The organism is Streptococcus suis, from assembly GCF_002964575.1.
In the GTDB taxonomy this organism is placed as follows: domain Bacteria; phylum Bacillota; class Bacilli; order Lactobacillales; family Streptococcaceae; genus Streptococcus; species Streptococcus suis_R.
In genome coordinates this window covers 193,116-211,801 of record NZ_POQQ01000040.1, presented here as the reverse complement: position 1 = coordinate 211,801, position 18,686 = coordinate 193,116, and the positions used below count along the sequence as shown (strand labels likewise).

Sequence of the window (18,686 nt, the reverse complement as noted above, 5' to 3'; positions counted from 1 at the left end):
AAACAGTTTTTATATTAGTAGTCTAACAAAAAAATCCAGTGAATTCATGGATTTTGTTTGAGGCTTTTTCAGTGAGAGCGAATGTGCTATAATGAACAGTATGAAAGATACAAGAACAAGCAATCGGTATGCCGTTGTGGATTTGGAAGCAACTGGTACAGGAGCCGATGCAAAAATCATTCAAATCGGGGTTGTTCTGGTTGAAAACGGAGAAATCATTGACAGCTATGCGACGGACATCAATCCCTACGAGCTACTTGATGACCATATTAAAAATCTGACGGGCATCACAGACCAGCAGTTGGAACAGGCTCCGGATTTTGGTCAGGTAGCAAGTACCATTTACGACATGATTGGAGATGCTATTTTTGTAGCCCATAATGTCAAATTTGATGCCAATCTCTTGGCAGAAGCTCTTTTCTTTGAAGGTTATGAACTGCTGACACCGCGCGTGGATACGGTGGAATTGGCACAATTATTTTTCCCGACATTTGATAAATACAGTCTGGGCAATCTAGCAGAGCATTTGGACTTGGGTCTGGACCAGGCACACACGGCTATTTCAGATGCTCTGGCAACGGCTCGACTTCTTATCAAAATTCAAGAGAAAATCAAGAGTTTGCCTCGAACTGTTGTTGAAAAAATTCTTGATTTAGCGGATAATCTGCTCTTTGAATCCCGTCTGGTCATTGATGAACTGGTGCCTTACCTGTCCGAAGCGATTTCGACCAGTTTAGAAAGTGTTCACGGCTTGGTTTTGAGAAAGCCAGTCAAAGCCCAGCCAGCCTATCATCTGTCAGAAGATTTTGCGACCAATATTGCCCTCATGGGTCTACACGAACGCAAAAAACAAACGGCCTTTGCTCAAGTGGTTGAAAAACGATTGGCTGATGGAGAACAAGTACACTTTATTCAGGCTCAGGCCGGCTTGGGCAAGACCTACGGCTACCTGCTGCCCTTGCTTGCCAAGTCGGACCAGCCCCTCTTGGTGACGGTGCCGACCAAGCTCCTTCAAGAGCAGATTATGGAAAAAGAGGGGAGTAAGCTGAGAGAGATTTTCCATATTTCCATGGCTTCTCTCAAGTCGCCCAAGCATTTTATCAAATTGGATAGTTTTTGGAAAACCTTGCAGCGACAAGATGACAATCGCTTGGTCAATCAATTTAAGATGCAGGTCCTTGTCTGGCTGACAGAAACGATAACAGGTGATTTGGACGAGCTCAAGCAGAAACAACGCTACCAAGCCTACTTTGATGAGATTGCCCATGATGGAAACTTGGAGCCTACCAGTCTTTTCTGGGGTTGGGATTTTTGGCAAGGTTTGCATCAGCAAGCCCTATCCAGCAGGGTGCTCATTACCAATCATGCCTATTTCCTCAGTCATCTCAAGGACCAAGATCCCCTGATGGACAATCGTTTGGTGGTCATTGATGAGGCTCAGAAATTCCTCTTGGCTGCCGAAAATCTGGCGACAGATTCTCAGGAACTTACAGCTCTATTACAAATATTGCAGAGTAAAAAAGATAGGGCGGATAGGGTTCTAGACCAACGTCTCTATGAGTCCTGTCAATTTGAGCTCAACCACCTCTTGAATCGTTTTCGCCAGTATGGTCAAAGGGAAATAGCAAAAGAAGACCTAGGTCAGCTCAAGCAGAATTTGGCTGAATTACAGGACATTGACCTGCAGGACCTGGACCAACTCCTAGACTATTATGACAGTTTTTGGCTGGAGGAAAAGTATTTTGAGGACAAGCGGATTGCTTATTTGCGGGGCTCTAAAGACAGCCTCTTGAATGTGGCCAACTACCTACCAGACACCAAGATTTTCTGTATCAGCGCTACCTTGACAATCAGCAAGAAGGTCAGTCTTGCTGATTTGCTGGGCTTTGAGCGGGTCACCATGGACTTGCTCCCTACACAAGCAGTGACCAACCAGCAACTACTTTTTCCGACCAATCTCCCTGACATTCTCTCTTGTTCAAAAGAAGAACATGCAGCCTATTTAGCTCATTCTTTAGGGAAAATAGCAGAGCTGGGCAGACCGATTTTGGTCTTGTTTACCTCGATTTCTCTGCTCTTGCAGGTATCGGATATACTAGAAGAAAATGATGTTCCTCACCTAGCCCAACATAAGCATGGCCAGGAAATGACTCTCAAACGCAAATTTGAACGCGGGGAAAGCCAAATGTTACTAGGAACAGGAGTATTCTGGGAGGGAGTTGACTTTGCCAGCCAGGACCAGTTGATTCAGGTCATTACAAGACTGCCATTCGACAATCCCAAGGACCGTTTTGTCCAGAAAATCAATCACCATCTACGTAAGGAAGGGAAGAATCCATTTTACGATTACAGCCTGCCTATGATGATGATTAAGTTGCGTCAAGCCATTGGTCGAACCAATCGGCACGACAACCAAGATTCTCTAGTTTTGGTATTAGATTCTCGCATCCATACCAAACGCTATGGACAGCAAGTCCTCTCCTTCTTTGAGAAAGATTATCAAGTGTTACAGCCTAGCGAAAGGGATATGGTAGCAATCGCACAGGAATTTTTTGAATAGATTAAAGGGAGGCGGCAAGCTCTCCTTTTTTGTTTCGAGTATACTTGTAGTGTCACTGATTACTAGGAATTTTCCCTCATTCTCTGCTGAATAACATTGATTTTCTTTATACCTAAAATATGGTATAATTTTCCAAATATTAGTTTTTGTGAGAAGAGATTATGACAGAAAAAACAATCGTATTTAAGGTGGGCACCAGCTCCCTGACCCAAGAAAATGGGAGTTTGGATCGAATTAAGATTGCTCGGATTACCAATCAGCTAGCTCAGTTGCATCAGAAGGGCTACCAGATTGTGCTGGTGACCTCGGGGTCCATTGCTGCTGGTTTTCGGAGGTTGGGATTTGATAAGCGACCGACCAAGATTGCGGAGAAGCAGGCTTCGGCAGCAGTGGGTCAAGGCTTGTTGATTGAGGAATACACGCAAAATCTGATGAAAGATGGCATTGTGTCGGCTCAGATTTTGCTGACCCAGGATGATTTTGCGGATGCCAGACGTTATCAGAATGCCTCTCAGGCCTTGCAGGTCTTGCTCAAGCAACGGGCTATTCCCATTATCAATGAAAATGATACTATTGCCATTGAGGAGATTAAGGTAGGGGATAACGACACTTTATCTGCCCAGGTGGCTTCGCTCTTGAAAGCAGACCTTTTGGTGCTTTTGACGGATGTGGATGGACTTTATACGGCCAATCCCAACAGCGATCCGACTGCCCAGCATTTGCCTGAAATCAAGGAAATTACGGAAGATTTGTTTGCCATGGCAGCAGGAGCTGGTTCGTCCAACGGGACTGGAGGCATGACCACCAAATTGCAAGCGGCACAGATTGCGACCAAGTCAGGCGTGCCAGTCTTTATCTGCTCTTCAAAAGAGGACACTGCTCTTTTACAGGCAGTTACCCAAGCCAACCGCGGCACCCTCTTTTTAGCAGATGACCATGCCATGAACCAACGCAAGCAGTGGATGGCTTTCTACGCTCGGACAGACGCAGCCGTTGAAGTGGATGCAGGAGCTGTAGATGCCATGTTGCATCAAGGCCGCAGTTTGTTAGCTGCGGGTGTCAAAGCCCTCGAAGGCGACTTTGAAGTGGGGCAGGTTGTGGAAGTTTATAGCCAGGCAGACCACCGTTTGATTGGTAAAGGGCGGGTTAAACTTTCCTCCAAAGATTTGCAGGACCAGTTGGCACATGGCAGAGCAGAGGGTGTGCTCATTCACCGCAACGATTGGGTGAGCTTATAGTCATTCAGTTTTTCTTTTATTATTGTAACGAACGAGCAAACTGAGAGACTATATAGGAGAAATTTATGACAACAACACAAGCATTATTAGATAGTTTATTGGCCCACAAGGCTTCTATCAACCTTGCAACAACCGAACAGAAAAACCAGGCCTTGGCAGCTATGGCAGACCAGTTGGTTGCTCAGACTGAGGCAATTTTAGCAGGCAATGCCATTGATATGGAAAATGCCCAAGGTAAGATTAGCCAGGTCATGCAGGACCGTTTGCTTCTGACAGCTGAGCGGATTGAAGCCATGGCGGATGGCATTCGGGCATTGATTGGCTTGCCAGATCCTGTCGGACTCGTCTTGGAAGAATCCACTCGGGCTGACGGCTTACAGATTCGCAAGAAATCTATTCCTTTTGGCTTGGTGGGCATGATTTACGAAAGTCGTCCAAATGTGACTTCAGATGCCGCTGCCTTGGCCATCAAGAGTGGTAATGCAGTCATCTTGCGTGGAGGCAAGGAAGCCTTTCATTCAGCTCAAGCTATTGTCACAGCCCTCAAAGCTGGTTTGGAGCAGGCTGGTCTTTCTCCAAAGGTCATCGAGCTAGTCCAAGATACCAGCCGTACCTCTGCGACGGAATTGATGACTGCCAAAGGCAAGATTGACCTCTTGGTGCCTCGTGGTGGCGCAGGGCTGATTCAAGCTGTTGTGGAAAATGCAACAGTTCCTGTTATTGAAACAGGCACAGGTATCTGCCATGTCTATGTGGACAAGGATGCGGATTTGGATAAGGCTCTTCAGATTGTGGTCAATGCCAAGACCAGTCGTCCATCTGTCTGCAATGCGGCGGAAGTCTTGTTGGTCCATGAAGAAATTGCCAGCCAATTCCTACCTCGTCTTGAGGAAGCTCTTTCTGGTCAGGTAGAATTGCGGACTGACCAGAAGGCTCAGGCTCTTTTCAACCAATCTACACCAGCAGGCGACCAAGATTTTGATACAGAATTTCTGGACTACATCATGGCAGTTAAAGTCGTTTCAAGTGTGGAAGAAGCTATCAGTCACATCGCTCAACACTCGACTGGACATAGCGAGGCCATTGTGACGGAAAACAGCCAGACGGCAGATCGTTTCACACTCCATGTCGATTCAGCAGCAGTCTATGTCAATGCCTCGACTCGTTTTACTGACGGTGGAGAGTTTGGTCTGGGCTGCGAGTTGGGCATTTCCACTCAGAAGATGCACGCCCGTGGTCCAATGGGCCTGCGTGAGATGACCACCTACAAGTACATCATCACAGGCGACGGCCATATTCGTTAGGAGGTCAAGATGAAGATTGGATTTATCGGACTGGGCAACATGGGAGCGGCCCTGGCCCAAGCGGTCAGCCAGCAGGTAGATGCTCAGCTCCTCCTCAGCAACCACAACCCAGCAAAAGCTCAGGCCCTACAAGACCAGTTGGGCGGTCTGCTTTTTTCTAATGGGGAAATAGCAGAGCAGGCCGAGGTGATTTTCCTTGGGGTCAAGCCTCACCTGATTCAGTCAGTCTTGTCAGGCTTACAGGACCAGATTAGCCAGAATTCCTCAGCTATCTGGATTTCTATGGCAGCGGGTGTGACCCTTGACAGCCTGGCAGAATTTGTGTCGGCAGACAACCTCATTCGGATCATGCCCAATACACCTGTCGCTATCGGCCAAGGCATGACAACCTATAGCTTGGTCAATCAAAATCTCGCTCCGCTATTGGAACAAATCCTAGAAAAATCAGGCAAGGTCCAGCAAGTGCCAGAGAGTCTGATCGACGCAGCAACGGCTATCGCAGGCTGCGGACCAGCCTTCGTCTATCAGATGATTGAGGCTTTGACCGATGCCGGTGTGCAAAACGGGTTGACGGCTCAGGATGCTAAGCTATTGGCGGCCCAAACCCTAGCTGGAACTGCTCAAATGGTCTTGGACAGTGACAGGCATCCGGCCCAGCTCCGACAGGAAGTGACCTCGCCAGGAGGCTCGACCATCGCAGGCGTGGTAGCTCTTGAAAAAGAAGGCTTCCGTTACGCCATTATCAAGGCAGTCGCCGCCGCCCTCAAAAAGACGAGGAAATTAGGTAAAAAATAGATTTGATATAGAAAATTTTTGGTTGCAACGTATTTTTCAGTCTTATAGTCTTTTAGTACTAGGCAACGAGCTGTAGGCTGTACTGAAGTACGGCAAAGCGAGTTAACGACGTAATAAAAGAAAAACTAAATGACGATAAGACCGATGGAAACGGTTGGCGGTTACGATATACTATAGTCAATCCTAAATATTTTCAACATCTCCTTAAAAAACTTGGCTAATTGGTCAAGTTTTTTTGCGCTTGAGAGTAAGAAAAAAACGAGACATTAATCTCGTTTGGTCTTGTCTTTGATCCATTGACTGACATTGGAAAAGGTTTTGCTTTGCTCTGCCTTGCGTTTTTGCTCCTGGACAAACTCTGCAAAACTCTGCTTGACGCCATCCTTTTGAACCTTGTCCTGCAAGTCTTGCCATTTCTTCTTAAGGTTGCTAGAAGTCCGCTCGTAGTAGGTTTCCAAAATCTCTTCTTTGGACTTGTAATTGCGGTAGAAGGCATTGCGTGACACACCAGCCTTTCTGACCAACTCGGATACCGAAATCTGTTTGATGTCCTTTTTTTCTAGGAGAAATAGCAGAGCTATTTCGATGGATTCTTTGGTCAGTTGATTGGTTTCTTTATTGGATTGATAGAGATTTTTTAAAGAAGTTGGTGAAATCTTACGTTCTGCCATAGCTTTCCTTTCCTGACTGTTACATCTGAAAGAAAATGCTTTCAGAAGGACTAGTTTAATGATATAATTGTAAGGAAATAGTCTGCTATTGTCAAATAAAAAAGTAATACTAGAAATGAGTAGAACATGAAAAAATGGAAAATCGTTGCAGATTCAGGCTGTGATTATCGTCAGTTAAATAACCTTGCCCCTGATACAGAATTTGTCAGTGTGCCCTTGACCATTCAGATTGGTGCAGACACCTTTGTTGACCAGGCTGACTTGGACATTGATAAGATGATGGAGGTGATGTACGCCTCTTCTGAAGCTGCTAGTTCTGCCTGTCCAAGTCCACAGGCCTATCAGACAGCATTTGAGGGAGCGGAAAATGTTGTTGTTATAACCTTGACAGGTGGTTTGTCAGGTAGTTTCAATGCTGCTCGTGTGGCGCGTGATATGTTTGTCGAGGAACATCCTGAAGTCAATATCCATCTCATTGATAGCCTTTCAGCTGGTGGAGAAATGGATCTCATTGTTGACGAAATCAACCGTCTGATTGCTACTGGATTGGAGTTTGATGAGCTTGTACAAGCCATCACCGCCTACCAAGAAAATAGTAAATTGCTCTTTGTCCTTGCCAAGGTTGATAATTTGGTGAAAAATGGTCGTCTCAGCAAATTGCTTGGAACAGTCGTTGGCCTTCTCAATATCCGTATGGTTGGGGAAGCAAGTAGCGAAGGGAAGCTAGAATTGCTCCAGAAAGCGCGTGGTCATAAGAAATCTGTCACAGCTGCCTTTGATGAGATGAAGAAGGCTGGCTATAAGGGCGGTCGTATTGTCATGGCCCACCGTAACAATGCTAAATTCTTCCAACAGTTTTCAGACTTGGTCAAGGCTGAATTTGCTAGTGCAATCATCGAAGAGGTACCGACATCAGGCCTTTGCTCTTTTTATGCAGAAGAAGGCGGTCTTTTGATGGGCTATGAAATAAATTCAAAATAAGAGTTCATTTTGAAAATGACTTAGATACAAGAAAGGTCCTCAAGCTACAGGTTTGAGGACCTTTGTTTCGCAATACAGTATAGCTAGTAGGGGATCTATTTCAAATGTTGTCCTCACATTGTCATTTTCTTTAAGAATGTTTCCAGTCTTGTCTTAAAATCGCTAGTGTACTGGATTTGTAGAAAATCATGGTCCTCTCCAGAAAAGAAGGCGACTCCTTCAAGTTGTTTCTCTATAAATGGACTGACCTGCCCTTTTTTCAGCTGGAAGGTCACGCTTCCTTTGGAAATGCGATAGGGAATATTTAGTGAAGTTTCGTCCATGTTGGTCTGTATATCTAACCACTGGGCATGATGAACCTGATGGAGATTTTGGGTATTGCGGGCAAACATTCCATTGTCGATATAGAGGGAAAGAGCCTTCTGCATGATGAGGTTGGTATCGTAGTCAATCAAACTCTTATGTTTAATAAAAGCAGGCTTCAACTGCTGGGGCAGACTGATGGCACCAATCCGAAGGGCTGGAAAGAGTGTAGGGGTAAAGGATTTGATATAGATGACCAGATTATCGGTGTCTAGATAGTGGAGGGGCAGGCTTCTGCTAGAATCAAAATCTGCCAGATAATCATCTTCGATAATGTAGACCCCGTATTTCTTAGCTAGCTTCAGAATAGCAGTCTTACTTGCTGTATCGTAGGTGCTTCCCAGAGGATTGTGCAGACGGGGAATGGTGTAGAAGAATTTAATTTTTCCAGTTTGAAAGATTTTTTCTAGCTTGACCAGATCAATGCCATCAAAATCTCGTTCAATTGTCTGATAGGGGATAGCTTGGTGTTGCATCAAGTCAACCATCCTGGAATAAGTTGGATTTTCTAACAATATTTCAGTTTTCTCAGGTCCGAAATCCATCTGGGTCAAGATATAGAGGGCCTGTTGACTACCAGCTGTAATAACCAGTTGGTCTTTTTTTGTGTAGACATGATAGTTCATCAAGAGTTGTTGGACAGAGGAGATTAACTCTGCCAGCCCTTCTTGCTGATGGTAGTAGTTAAACAGATAGTTCTCCCGCCCAATCAGACTTTCATGTAGGCACACTCGAAAATCCTCATAAGGCAGCTCCTGAAAATCCGCAGGGTCAAGTTCAACCATTTGGTTTTTAGAATCTTTGTCTTCCAATATATAGTAGCCACTCTTTTCTACTGCGTAAATCTTGTTTTGGTATTTTAGTTCCAACATGGCCTTCTGAACAGTGTCCTTACTGCACTGGTAGTTCTGACTGAGCTGTCGAATAGAGGGCAGTTTTTCCCCACGTTTAAACTGGTTGTTTTCAATCCCCTCTAAGATATCCTGAATAATTCGTTGGTACTTATCCATTGTAACTGTCCCCCTACAGAAATAATTAAGACTAGTATAAGGTAATTTTTTTGGAAAAACAAGGACGAGCCAGATTGTTTACTTTGAGAAGTCAAGTAGTTATATGGTATAATGAGGGAATGAAAATCATTATTCCTAACGCCAAAGAACTAAATACCAATCTGGATAATCAGGCCTTTCAAACCCTGTCTGATACCAGCATATCGGTCCTAGAGGCTATTGGTCAATATAGCCTTGAAGAGCTGGCTAGTTTATATAAATTATCCGAGGACAAGGCCCAGTTAGAACTGGATCGATGGCAGAGGATTAGGCAAGGTCAAGCCAAGTCTTACCCGGCCTGGCAACTATATGATGGCCTTATGTATCGTTACATGACTAGAAGGGACCTGACAGCAGAAGAGGAGACCTATCACAAGAAGCATGTACGGGTGGCAACAGCCTTATATGGTCTCATTTCTCCATTTGAACTAATTTCACCCCATCGTCTTGACTTTCAGGGAAATTTAAAGATTGGTAAACAATCTTTAAAACAATACTGGCGTTCCCATTATGATGCAGAGGTGGCTGATGAGGATGTCCTGCTCTCACTTGCTTCGTCAGAGTTTGAACAAGTCTTTTCACCAAAAGTTCAGGAAAAATTGGTCAAGGTTATTTTCAAGGAAGAGAAAAATGGTCAGCTAAAAGTCCATTCAACCATCTCCAAAAAAGGCCGTGGCCGGATGCTTTCATGGCTGGCTAAACATGCCATTCAAGATATTGAAGATATAAAAAGATTTGATGTCGATGGTTTTCAGTTTTATCCTATCGAATCCAAGAAAAATTTACTGGTTTTCTTAAGAAATGGCTAATGTTTTTTAAGAAAATTGAATAATAGCGATTTCAAGAGCAGATTCTGCTATATGAATAAAGCTTTTATATGATATAATAGAAGGGTTATAAGCATAAGGAAGGACTATTATGAAGAATAGAAGCAGGAAGAGGGAAACATTCAATTTTAATTGGATTAACTGGGCCTTATGGGCTTTGTATGTCAGTGTCCTCATTATCCTTTTATTAACTATCTATAAATACAATATGTTGAACTTTCGATATCTGAACCATATTGTAGCAAGTGTCTTAATCGGTTTGGCTTTGGTGACAGCCTGGCTAATTTGGCGAAAAAAACTCCATGTTTTCACGACCGTTTTTTTAATCGTATCTGCTATTGTTACGGCTGCAGGTACTTATGGTTTACGTGAGATTGTTGATTTTTCTAGCAAATTGAATTCCAGTGCCTCGTTTTCAGAATATGAAATGAGCATTCTGGTGCCAGCTAACAGCGATATTACAGATGTTAGTCAGGTATCTAGTTTACTGGCTCCATCAGAGTATGATCAAGAAAATATTGCCAGTCTCCTAAATGATGTATCTACTAGCAAGTCAGTTCAGCTGACAACCAGTCCAACAAGTTCCTATCTGACGGCTTATCAATCTATGATAAATGGTGAAAGCCAAGCCATGGTATTAAACGGAGTTTTCACCAATATTTTGGAGAGTGAAGATCCGGAATTTTCTTCCAAGGTGAAGAAAATCTATAGTTTTAAAATGACTAAGCCAGTGGAAAAGGCTGTAGAACAGGCTAGCGGAGATAGCTTTAACATCTATATAAGCGGTATTGACACCTATGGCTCCATCTCATCGGTATCTCGTTCGGATGTCAATATTATCATGACCATCAATCGTGCGACCCATAAGATATTATTAACAACGACACCAAGGGATTCCTATGTTGCTATTGCGGATGGTGGTCAAAACCAGTATGATAAATTGACCCATGCGGGAATTTACGGGGTAAATGCTTCTGTCCACACCTTAGAAAATCTCTATGGCATTGATATTAGCAACTATATCCGCCTTAACTTCACCTCCTTCCTCCAACTGATAGACTTGGTTGGTGGGGTAGATGTCCAAAATGAACAAGAATTTACAAGTGGTGGACATCACTTTCCTCTAGGAACGGTTCATTTGGATGCCGAGCGCGCCTTAATTTTTGTTCGTGAACGCTATTCTTTAGCCAATGGAGATAACGATCGCGGTAAGAACCAGGAGAAGGTTATCGCTGCTTTGATCAAGAAACTTAGTTCGCCAGAGAATTTAGGTAACTATCAGGCTATTCTAAAAGGTTTGGAAGGTTCTATTCAGACAGACCTCAGCTTAGAAACAGTTATGGATTTGGTCAATAGACAATTGGAATCTGGGACACAGTTTACAGTTGAGTCTCAAGCCTTGACTGGTTCAGGACGTATGGATTTACCATCTTATGCTATGCCAGGTTCCCAACTCTATATGATGGAAATTAACCAAGATAGTTTGAACCAAGTAAAATCAGCTATTCAAACTGTTTTGGATGGGCAATAAAAAAACAATAGGAGAAGTTATGAATAATCAAGAAGTAAATGCAATTGAAATTGATGTGCTGTTTTTGTTAAAAACAATTTGGAGAAAGAAAATCCTCATCTTCCTAACCGCAATGATTGGGGCAGGAGCTGCCTTCGTCTATAGTGCATTTTTGGTTACTCCTCAATATGATTCCACAACACGTATCTATGTAGTTAGCAAAAATGTGGAGGCTGGTGTTGGATTAACCAACCAAGACCTCCAAGCAGGTACCTACCTGGTAAAAGACTATAAAGAAATTATTCTTTCACAAGATGTTTTAGCACTCGTGTCATCTGATTTGAATCTTTCGGAAAATTTGAAGGAAAAGGTAACTGTCTCTATCCCAGTTGATACTCGTATTGTGTCAATCACTGTTCGAGATGCGGATCCTAATCAGGCATCCCGCATTGCTAATAGTTTGAGAGCTGTCGCAGCGCAAAAGATTATTGATGTTACAAAGGTTAGTGATGTTACAACCTTAGAAGAAGCAGTGCCAGCAGAAGAGCCTTCAGTTCCTCGCACCAAGCGTAACATTGCGATTGGTCTGGTAGCAGGTGCCTTTCTTGCCATTGCTTTGGTACTTGTAGTAGAAGTTTTAGATGATCGCGTGAAGAGACCTCAAGATATTGAAGAAGTATTAGGCATGCCACTTTTGGGTGTGGTGCCAGATTCTAAGAAATTGAAATAGGAGAACAATATGGCAACTTTAGAAATTGCGCGTACGAAAAAAGAACTTGTTAAAAAAACAGAAGAATATTTCAATGCCATTCGAACCAATATCCAATTAAGCGGTTCAGACATCAAGGTAGTTGGTATTACTTCAGTACAATCCAATGAAGGAAAAAGTACGACGGCTGCTAGCTTAGCAATTGCCTATGCTCGCTCAGGCTATAAAACGGTTCTAGTTGATGCGGATATTCGCAACTCCGTAATGTCTGGTTTCTTCAAGCCAACAACAAAAATTACAGGCTTGACAGACTATCTGGCTGGAACGACAGATTTATCACAGGGCTTGTGTGATACTGATTTCCAAAATTTGACGGTTATTGAGTCTGGAAAAATTTCTCCAAACCCGACCGCCCTCTTGCAGAGTAAGCATTTTGAGAACTTGGTTGCGACCCTTCGTCGTTATTATGATTATGTTATTGTAGACTGTCCACCTTTAGGAATGGTTATTGACGCGGCTATTATTGCCCAACGCTGTGATGCTATGGCGGTTGTTGTGGAATCTGGTAATATCAAGCGTTCAGCTGTCAAAAAGGTAAAAGAACAGTTGGAACAAACCGGGACATCATTCCTTGGTGTCATTTTGAACAAATATGATGTAACAACCGAAAAATATGGTGATTATGGTAATTACGGAAATTATGGTAATTACGGGAAGAAAGCCTAAGGTAGTAAAGATATATCATCAATAAGAGAGGGACTTGAGAGATGATTGATATTCATTCGCATGTAATCTTTGGTGTGGATGATGGTCCAAAGAGTATAGAGGAGAGCTTGGCCTTGATTGGTCATGCTCACCGTCAAGGAGCGCGCTTTATCGTAGCAACCTCCCATAGACGCAAAGGCATGTTTGAAACACCTGAAAAAGTGATCATGGCCAATTTTCTTGAACTGAAAGAGGTTGTAAAAGCAGCTTACCCAGAGGTTCGGCTGTGTTATGGGGCTGAAATCTACTATAGCCGTGATGTTTTAGAAAAGTTAGAAAAGAAAAAACTACCAACGATGAATGGGTCACGCTATATCTTGCTAGAATTTAGCATGAAAACTCCTTGGAAGGACATTCAAGAGGCCGTTCATGAGGTGATGTTATTAGGAGTAACACCCTTACTCGCCCATATTGAACGCTACGATGCTCTGGCCTACAAGGCTGAGCGTGTAGAAGAACTGATCGACAAGGGATGTTACATGCAAGTCAATAGTAGCCATGTTTTAAAAGCAGGTATGATTGGTGATAAGTCTAAAGAGTTTAAGAAACGTGTTCAGTACTTCTTAGAAAGAGACCTTGTTCACTGCGTTGCAAGTGATATGCACAATACTACAACACGTCCACCATTTATGAAGGATGCTTATCAGCTGGTTGCCGAAGAATATGGCCAAGATAAAGCAAAAGCCTTGTTTAAGAAAAATCCGCTAATGTTATTAAAAAATCAGGTCTTGTAGGCTGTTTGTACTAGATTGTGGAGAAGAGAATGGATTTAGGAACTGTTACTGACAAACTTTTGGAGAGAAACAGTAAAAAATTAATACTAATGTTTATGGATAGCTGCTTAATCATCCTATCCATGATCATAAGTAGATTATTTTTAGATATTATTGTAGATATTTCAGACGATAGATTTTACTTAGCAGTTTTATTTATTCTTATCTTCTATCTAATAATATCCGTTAGATTAAAAGTATTTTCACTAATAACAAGATACACCGGTTATCAAAGTTTTATTAAAATTGGCCTGAGTTTATTTTCAGCCCACGTTATTTTTTTGATACTTTCAATAATCATCTGGCAAACCTTTAGCTATCGATTTATTTTAGTATCAATCGTTCTATCATTTGTCATGCTGATCACTCCACGTATCATTTGGAAGGTGATGCATGACACGAAGAAAAACGGGCTTCATAAGGCGGATAGTTCTTTGCGAATTCTTGTTGTGGGTGCAGGAGACGGAGGAAATATCTTTATCAATACCGTTAAAGATAGAAAGTTGAACTTTGAAATCGTGGGTATTGTTGATCGAGATCCAAATAAACTGGGGACTTTTATTCGCAATGTCAAGGTTTTAGGAAATCGAAATGACATACCTCGATTGGTTGAAGAGTTGGCTGTTGATCAAGTAACAATAGCTATTCCGTCTTTAAATGGTAAGGAAAGAGAAAAAGTTGTTGAAATCTGCAATAGCATAGGTGTAAAAGTCAATAATATGCCAAGTATTGAGGATATACTGGCAGGTAATATGTCCGTCAGTGCTTTTCAGGAAATTGATGTGGCAGACCTTCTAGGCCGTCCAGAAGTTGAGTTGGACCAAGAAGAACTGAATCACTACTTTGAGGGGAAAACGATTCTTGTTACAGGGGCTGGAGGCTCTATTGGTTCAGAATTGTGTCGTCAGATTGTCAAGTTTTCACCTAAGAGATTGCTTTTGCTGGGACATGGAGAAAATTCTATTTATCTCATTCATCGTGAGTTATCTGGAAAATACCAAGACAAGCTCGAACTCATCCCTCTTATAGCGGATATTCAAGACAGAGATTTATTATTTGAAATCATGGCTGAATATAAACCGGCTCTTGTTTATCATGCTGCAGCTCATAAGCATGTTCCATTGATGGAATATAACCCACATGAAGCAGTAAAGAATAATATTTTTGGGACAAAGAATGTGGCTGAGGCAGCCAAAGCAGCTAGGGTTGAAAAATTTGTCATGGTTTCGACCGATAAGGCAGTCAATCCACCAAATGTTATGGGGGCGACTAAGCGGGTAGCAGAAATGATTGTTACTAGCCTGAATGAACCTGGACAAACACAATTTGCTGCAGTACGTTTTGGAAATGTCCTAGGTAGTCGTGGAAGTGTTGTGCCTCTGTTTAAGGAACAAATCAAAAAAGGCGGTCCTGTTACCGTTACTGATTTTAGAATGACTCGTTATTTCATGACAATACCAGAAGCCAGTCGTTTGGTTATCCAAGCAGGACACTTGGCTAAAGGTGGTGAAATTTTTGTCCTGGATATGGGTGAACCTGTGCAAATTTTAGAACTGGCTCGGAAGGTCATCCTATTGAGTGGGCATACAGAGGAAGAAATCGGAATTGTGGAATCTGGGATTCGTCCTGGAGAAAAACTCTACGAAGAGTTACTATCCACTGAAGAACGTGTTAGCGAGCAGATTCATGAAAAGATTTTTGTAGGTCGTGTAACCAATAAAGCAGATGAGGTAGTTCAAACTTTTATCGATAGTTTGTTATCAAAAGATAAGGCAGAACTAAGAAGAGCTTTGCTTGAATTTGCTAAGCAAGAATAAGAAAGTAAAAGTTATTTTTACTTTCCTAGAGTTTAAATAAGATTTAAATTCTAGGAAGGTTGAAAAACTTTCCAGAGGTAAGATATGTTAGGTCATAGGTTAGTAAGAGAAAAAGAAAACAGAATCAATGGTGGTCTTTACCATAAGGTTCAGATAGAGCTGGTTTTCAATCCCAACCATATAGAAGTAGTCAGCTGACGCATGACCAGACACGGTATATCTATGAGACCAATACGATTGGTTTTGAGGAAAGTTCAACTATACGAGTTGATGATATCATCGAAACTACCAACCATTTTACTGCAGTCGATTTTCTTTTGGATAGTTTTCAGGATGACTTGAATGAGATATGGATAAAGAATATCCATGCTATATTGAAGAGAGGGACGTCTGATTCTCGGAAAGCCTGGTTTCAAGTCGGAGAGTATAGGAACCTTCCAAATGAAGTCGGAGGAAGGGAAACCACATTACCTGAAAATGTAGATTCGGATATGCAAGAATTACTTAGAAACTATCATAGTTTATCACAGACTTCCTTTGAGGCTATTCTTGATTTTCATGTTCAATTTGAACGTATCCATCCCTTCCAAGATGGTAATGGTCGAGTTGGTCGACTGATCATGTTCAAAGAATGTCTCAAACATGGCCATGTCCCCTTTATCATTGGAGGTGATATGAAGTATTTCTATTATCATAGCTTAGCTGAGTGGGGGGAACAGAATGGTTTCTTACTAGATACTTGCTTAACGGCACAAGATCGATTTAAGGACTATATAAATTATTTTAGGATTGAGGATTAACTGACCAAGATAGTTAATTAAGAGGAGATTAAAATGGCATTTGATTTTACAAAAAAAGTAACCCCTTTTGAGAATAAGGTATGGCTTGCTTCGCCAACGATGCATGGGGAAGAGTTGAAATTCATGAAGGAAGCCTATGATACCAATTGGATGACAACTGCAGGTTCAAATATTAATGCGCTGGAAGAAATAATAAAGGATTATACTAAGAGTGAGCAAGTGGTTGCGCTTTCGTCAGGAACATCTGCATTGCACTTGGCTATGAAGTTAGCTGGAATAAAAAGTGGTGACTATGTTTTCTGCTCAGATGTTACATTTTCAGCTACTGTAAATCCGATCACATATGAGGGTGGAATTCCAGTGTTTATTGATTCTGAGTACGAGACATGGAATATGGACCCAGAAGCATTGGAGAGAGCATTTGAAATTTATCCTGATGTAAAGGTTGTTGTGTTGGTTCACCTGTACGGAGTACCTGCAAAAATAGATGAAATAAAAGCAATATGTGATAAACATGGTGCAATTCTTATCGAAGATGCAGCGGAGTCCTTAGGAGCAAGTTATAAAGGACAACAGACAGGAACTTTTGGACAACATTCGGTGGTTTCTTTTAATGGAAATAAAATTATTACTGGTTCAAGCGGTGGAGCTTTATTGACCAGTGATTTGCAGGCGGCAAATAAAGTGAGAAAATGGTCAACACAAGCACGTGAACAGGCTACTTGGTACCAGCATGAAGAGATTGGCTACAACTATCGAATGAGTAATGTTATAGCAGGTGTTGTTCGTGGCCAAATGCCTTATTTAGACGAGCATATTGCTCAGAAAAAAGCTATCTATGAACGTTATCAAGAAGGATTGAAGGATTTGCCAATTAAAATGAATCCATTTTCTTCAAGTAGTTCAGTACCGAATTTTTGGTTATCTTGTTTGACTATAAATCCAGAAGCAATGGCAAAGCAAGTGCGATCCGATAATGATGTTCTTTATACTTCTGAGAAGGGAAAAACTACTCCTTCCGAAATTTTAGCTGCCTTGAACACAATTAATGCGGAAGGTCGCCCAATTTGGAAGCCTATGCACTCACAACCAATTTTTAGAATGAATCCATTTATTACAAAGAATGGAAATGGTCGAGCTCAAACCAATGCTTATATTACGGGAAGCTACTCAGATGTAGGTACTGATCTTTTTGAACGTGGACTATGTCTTCCTAGTGATAATAAAATGACTGTAGAAGAACAGAATATTATTATTGAGACGATAAAAGCTTGCTTTGAATAGAAACTAAGAGAATATGAATAAAGGATTATACGAGAAATATTTTAAACGTTTGTTAGATATCATACTATCTTTGACAGCTATTATTTTACTGTTTCCAATTATACTTATTGTGACTATTCTAGTTTATTTTAAATTGGGATCGCCAGTTTTGTTTAGTCAAAAGCGCCCTGGCAAAGATGAAAAGATATTTAGAATGTATAAATTTCGAACTATGACGGATGAGAGGGATGAAAAAGGGGAGCTTTTACCAGACAGTGTTCGACTTACGGCATTTGGGAAATGGCTTCGTTCAACAAGTTTAGACGAACTTCCTGAGCTCTTTAATATTTTGAAGGGAGATATGAGTATAGTAGGGCCGAGGCCTTTATTAGTAAAATATTTGCCTTTGTATTCTGCTGAGCAGGCTAAAAGGCATGAAACTAGACCAGGTTTAACAGGATATGCGCAAGCTAATGGTCGGAATTCTTTGAGTTGGGAAGAAAAATTTAACATGGACGTTGAATATGTAAAAAATATTACATTTCTTGGTGATATTAGAATTATTCTTCAAACAGTTCAATCTGTCATAAAAAGAAGTGGAATTTCTTCAACTGAATCTGTAACAATGGAAGAATTTAAAGGAAACAAATGAAAAAACTTGCGATTATTGGAGCTAGTGGTCATGGTAAAGTAGTTGCTGATATTGCTGAAAAAAATGGCTACAAGGAAATTGTATTTTTAGATGATTATTCTACTGGTGAATGCGCAGGTTATCCTATTGTTGGTACGTCACAAAACATTGAAGAATTGTCTGATTTTGAATTCATTATAGCTATAGGTAATAACAAAATTAGGGCTAGTAAACAATGTTCATTACCACAGAATAGGATTGCGACTTTGATTCATCCCTCAGCTGTTATTTCAAGACGTGTTGTTGTTAATGCTGGGACAGTTATTATGGCAGGAGTGGTTATAAATTCAGATGTAACAATTGGGAGAGGTTCTATAATAAATACGGCATCTACAGTTGATCATGATTGTATAATTGGGGACTTCGTTCATCTTTCTCCAGGATGTCATATTGCAGGAAATGTAAAAATTGGTCGTGATACGTGGCTTGGAGTCGGAACTACTGTAATCAACAATATCAATATTGAAAGTTCTGTAACAATCGGTGCAGGCAGTACTGTTATAAAAAATTTACTATCAAATAATACATACATTGGTACACCTGCTAAGGAATTAAGGAAAATTTGAGTAA

General features: G+C 41.5%; 16 protein-coding genes and 1 pseudogene. 15 read left to right on the top strand and 2 right to left on the bottom strand.

The features are described 5' to 3' along the window. Nucleotides 1–91 precede the first annotated feature (91 nt). From C1E58_RS04480 to proC, 4 genes are all read left to right on the top strand, one after another. Nucleotides 92–2,560, top strand: a complete 2,469-nt coding sequence (locus C1E58_RS04480) for a bifunctional DnaQ family exonuclease/ATP-dependent helicase (RefSeq protein WP_105209505.1) — start codon at nucleotides 92–94, stop codon at nucleotides 2,558–2,560. Between the two features lie 161 nt (nucleotides 2,561–2,721). Beyond that, nucleotides 2,722–3,798, top strand: coding sequence for a glutamate 5-kinase (gene proB, locus C1E58_RS04475; protein ID WP_105209504.1), 1,077 nt, complete (start codon nucleotides 2,722–2,724; stop codon nucleotides 3,796–3,798). 65 nt (nucleotides 3,799–3,863) lie between these two features. After that, complete coding sequence (locus C1E58_RS04470) at nucleotides 3,864–5,102, top strand: glutamate-5-semialdehyde dehydrogenase (RefSeq protein ID WP_105209503.1); 1,239 nt, start codon at nucleotides 3,864–3,866, stop codon at nucleotides 5,100–5,102. Between the two features lie 9 nt (nucleotides 5,103–5,111). Next, nucleotides 5,112–5,897, top strand: coding sequence for a pyrroline-5-carboxylate reductase (gene proC, locus C1E58_RS04465; protein ID WP_105209502.1), 786 nt, complete (start codon nucleotides 5,112–5,114; stop codon nucleotides 5,895–5,897). Between the two features lie 413 nt (nucleotides 5,898–6,310). Here proC and C1E58_RS12370 read toward each other — a convergent pair. Continuing rightward, nucleotides 6,311–6,568, bottom strand: a pseudogene (locus tag C1E58_RS12370) (TetR/AcrR family transcriptional regulator); the annotation flags it as partial. A 126-nt stretch (nucleotides 6,569–6,694) separates the two neighbouring features. Here C1E58_RS12370 and C1E58_RS04455 point away from each other — a divergent pair. Next, complete coding sequence (locus C1E58_RS04455) at nucleotides 6,695–7,549, top strand: DegV family protein (RefSeq protein ID WP_105113427.1); 855 nt, start codon at nucleotides 6,695–6,697, stop codon at nucleotides 7,547–7,549. Nucleotides 7,550–7,662: 113 nt separating this feature from the next. Here C1E58_RS04455 and C1E58_RS04450 read toward each other — a convergent pair whose 3' ends face one another. Then, nucleotides 7,663–8,922: a PLP-dependent aminotransferase family protein gene (locus C1E58_RS04450; RefSeq protein ID WP_105209501.1), complete on the bottom strand. Its 1,260-nt coding sequence runs from the start codon at nucleotides 8,920–8,922 to the stop codon at nucleotides 7,663–7,665. Nucleotides 8,923–9,041: 119 nt separating this feature from the next. Between C1E58_RS04450 and yaaA the strand changes: the two genes are divergently transcribed. From yaaA to C1E58_RS04400, 10 genes are all read left to right on the top strand, one after another. Further along, nucleotides 9,042–9,770, top strand: a complete 729-nt coding sequence (gene yaaA / locus C1E58_RS04445; RefSeq protein ID WP_105209500.1) for a peroxide stress protein YaaA — start codon at nucleotides 9,042–9,044, stop codon at nucleotides 9,768–9,770. A gap of 109 nt (nucleotides 9,771–9,879) precedes the next feature. Next, nucleotides 9,880–11,319 (top strand): LCP family protein, encoded by a 1,440-nt coding sequence (locus tag C1E58_RS04440; protein ID WP_105209499.1) that lies wholly within the window; start codon nucleotides 9,880–9,882, stop codon nucleotides 11,317–11,319. Between the two features lie 19 nt (nucleotides 11,320–11,338). Continuing rightward, nucleotides 11,339–12,028: a YveK family protein gene (locus C1E58_RS04435; protein WP_105209498.1), complete on the top strand. Its 690-nt coding sequence runs from the start codon at nucleotides 11,339–11,341 to the stop codon at nucleotides 12,026–12,028. A gap of 9 nt (nucleotides 12,029–12,037) precedes the next feature. Beyond that, nucleotides 12,038–12,733 carry a tyrosine-protein kinase gene (locus C1E58_RS04430; RefSeq protein WP_105209497.1) on the top strand — a complete coding sequence of 232 codons (696 nt, stop codon included), beginning with the start codon at nucleotides 12,038–12,040 and terminating at the stop codon, nucleotides 12,731–12,733. Between the two features lie 41 nt (nucleotides 12,734–12,774). Beyond that, nucleotides 12,775–13,506, top strand: coding sequence for a capsular polysaccharide biosynthesis protein Cps4B (gene cps4B, locus C1E58_RS04425; protein WP_105209496.1), 732 nt, complete (start codon nucleotides 12,775–12,777; stop codon nucleotides 13,504–13,506). 29 nt (nucleotides 13,507–13,535) lie between these two features. After that, nucleotides 13,536–15,362, top strand: a complete 1,827-nt coding sequence (locus C1E58_RS04420; RefSeq protein WP_105209495.1) for a polysaccharide biosynthesis protein — start codon at nucleotides 13,536–13,538, stop codon at nucleotides 15,360–15,362. Between the two features lie 317 nt (nucleotides 15,363–15,679). Then, entirely contained in the window at nucleotides 15,680–16,162 is a 483-nt protein-coding gene (locus tag C1E58_RS12365; RefSeq protein ID WP_330848250.1) for a Fic family protein, read from the top strand. Nucleotides 16,163–16,195: 33 nt separating this feature from the next. Beyond that, complete coding sequence (locus C1E58_RS04410) at nucleotides 16,196–17,446, top strand: DegT/DnrJ/EryC1/StrS family aminotransferase (RefSeq protein WP_105209494.1); 1,251 nt, start codon at nucleotides 16,196–16,198, stop codon at nucleotides 17,444–17,446. Nucleotides 17,447–17,459: 13 nt separating this feature from the next. Next, the gene (locus C1E58_RS04405; protein WP_105209493.1) at nucleotides 17,460–18,077 is read left to right on the top strand and encodes a sugar transferase; all 618 of its coding nucleotides are present in this window, start codon (nucleotides 17,460–17,462) and stop codon (nucleotides 18,075–18,077) included. Further along, a complete protein-coding gene (locus tag C1E58_RS04400; protein ID WP_105209492.1) occupies nucleotides 18,074–18,682 on the top strand; it encodes an acetyltransferase in 609 nt (202 codons plus the stop codon). Before C1E58_RS04405 ends, C1E58_RS04400 begins: the two co-directional genes overlap by 4 nt. Nucleotides 18,683–18,686 lie beyond the last annotated feature (4 nt).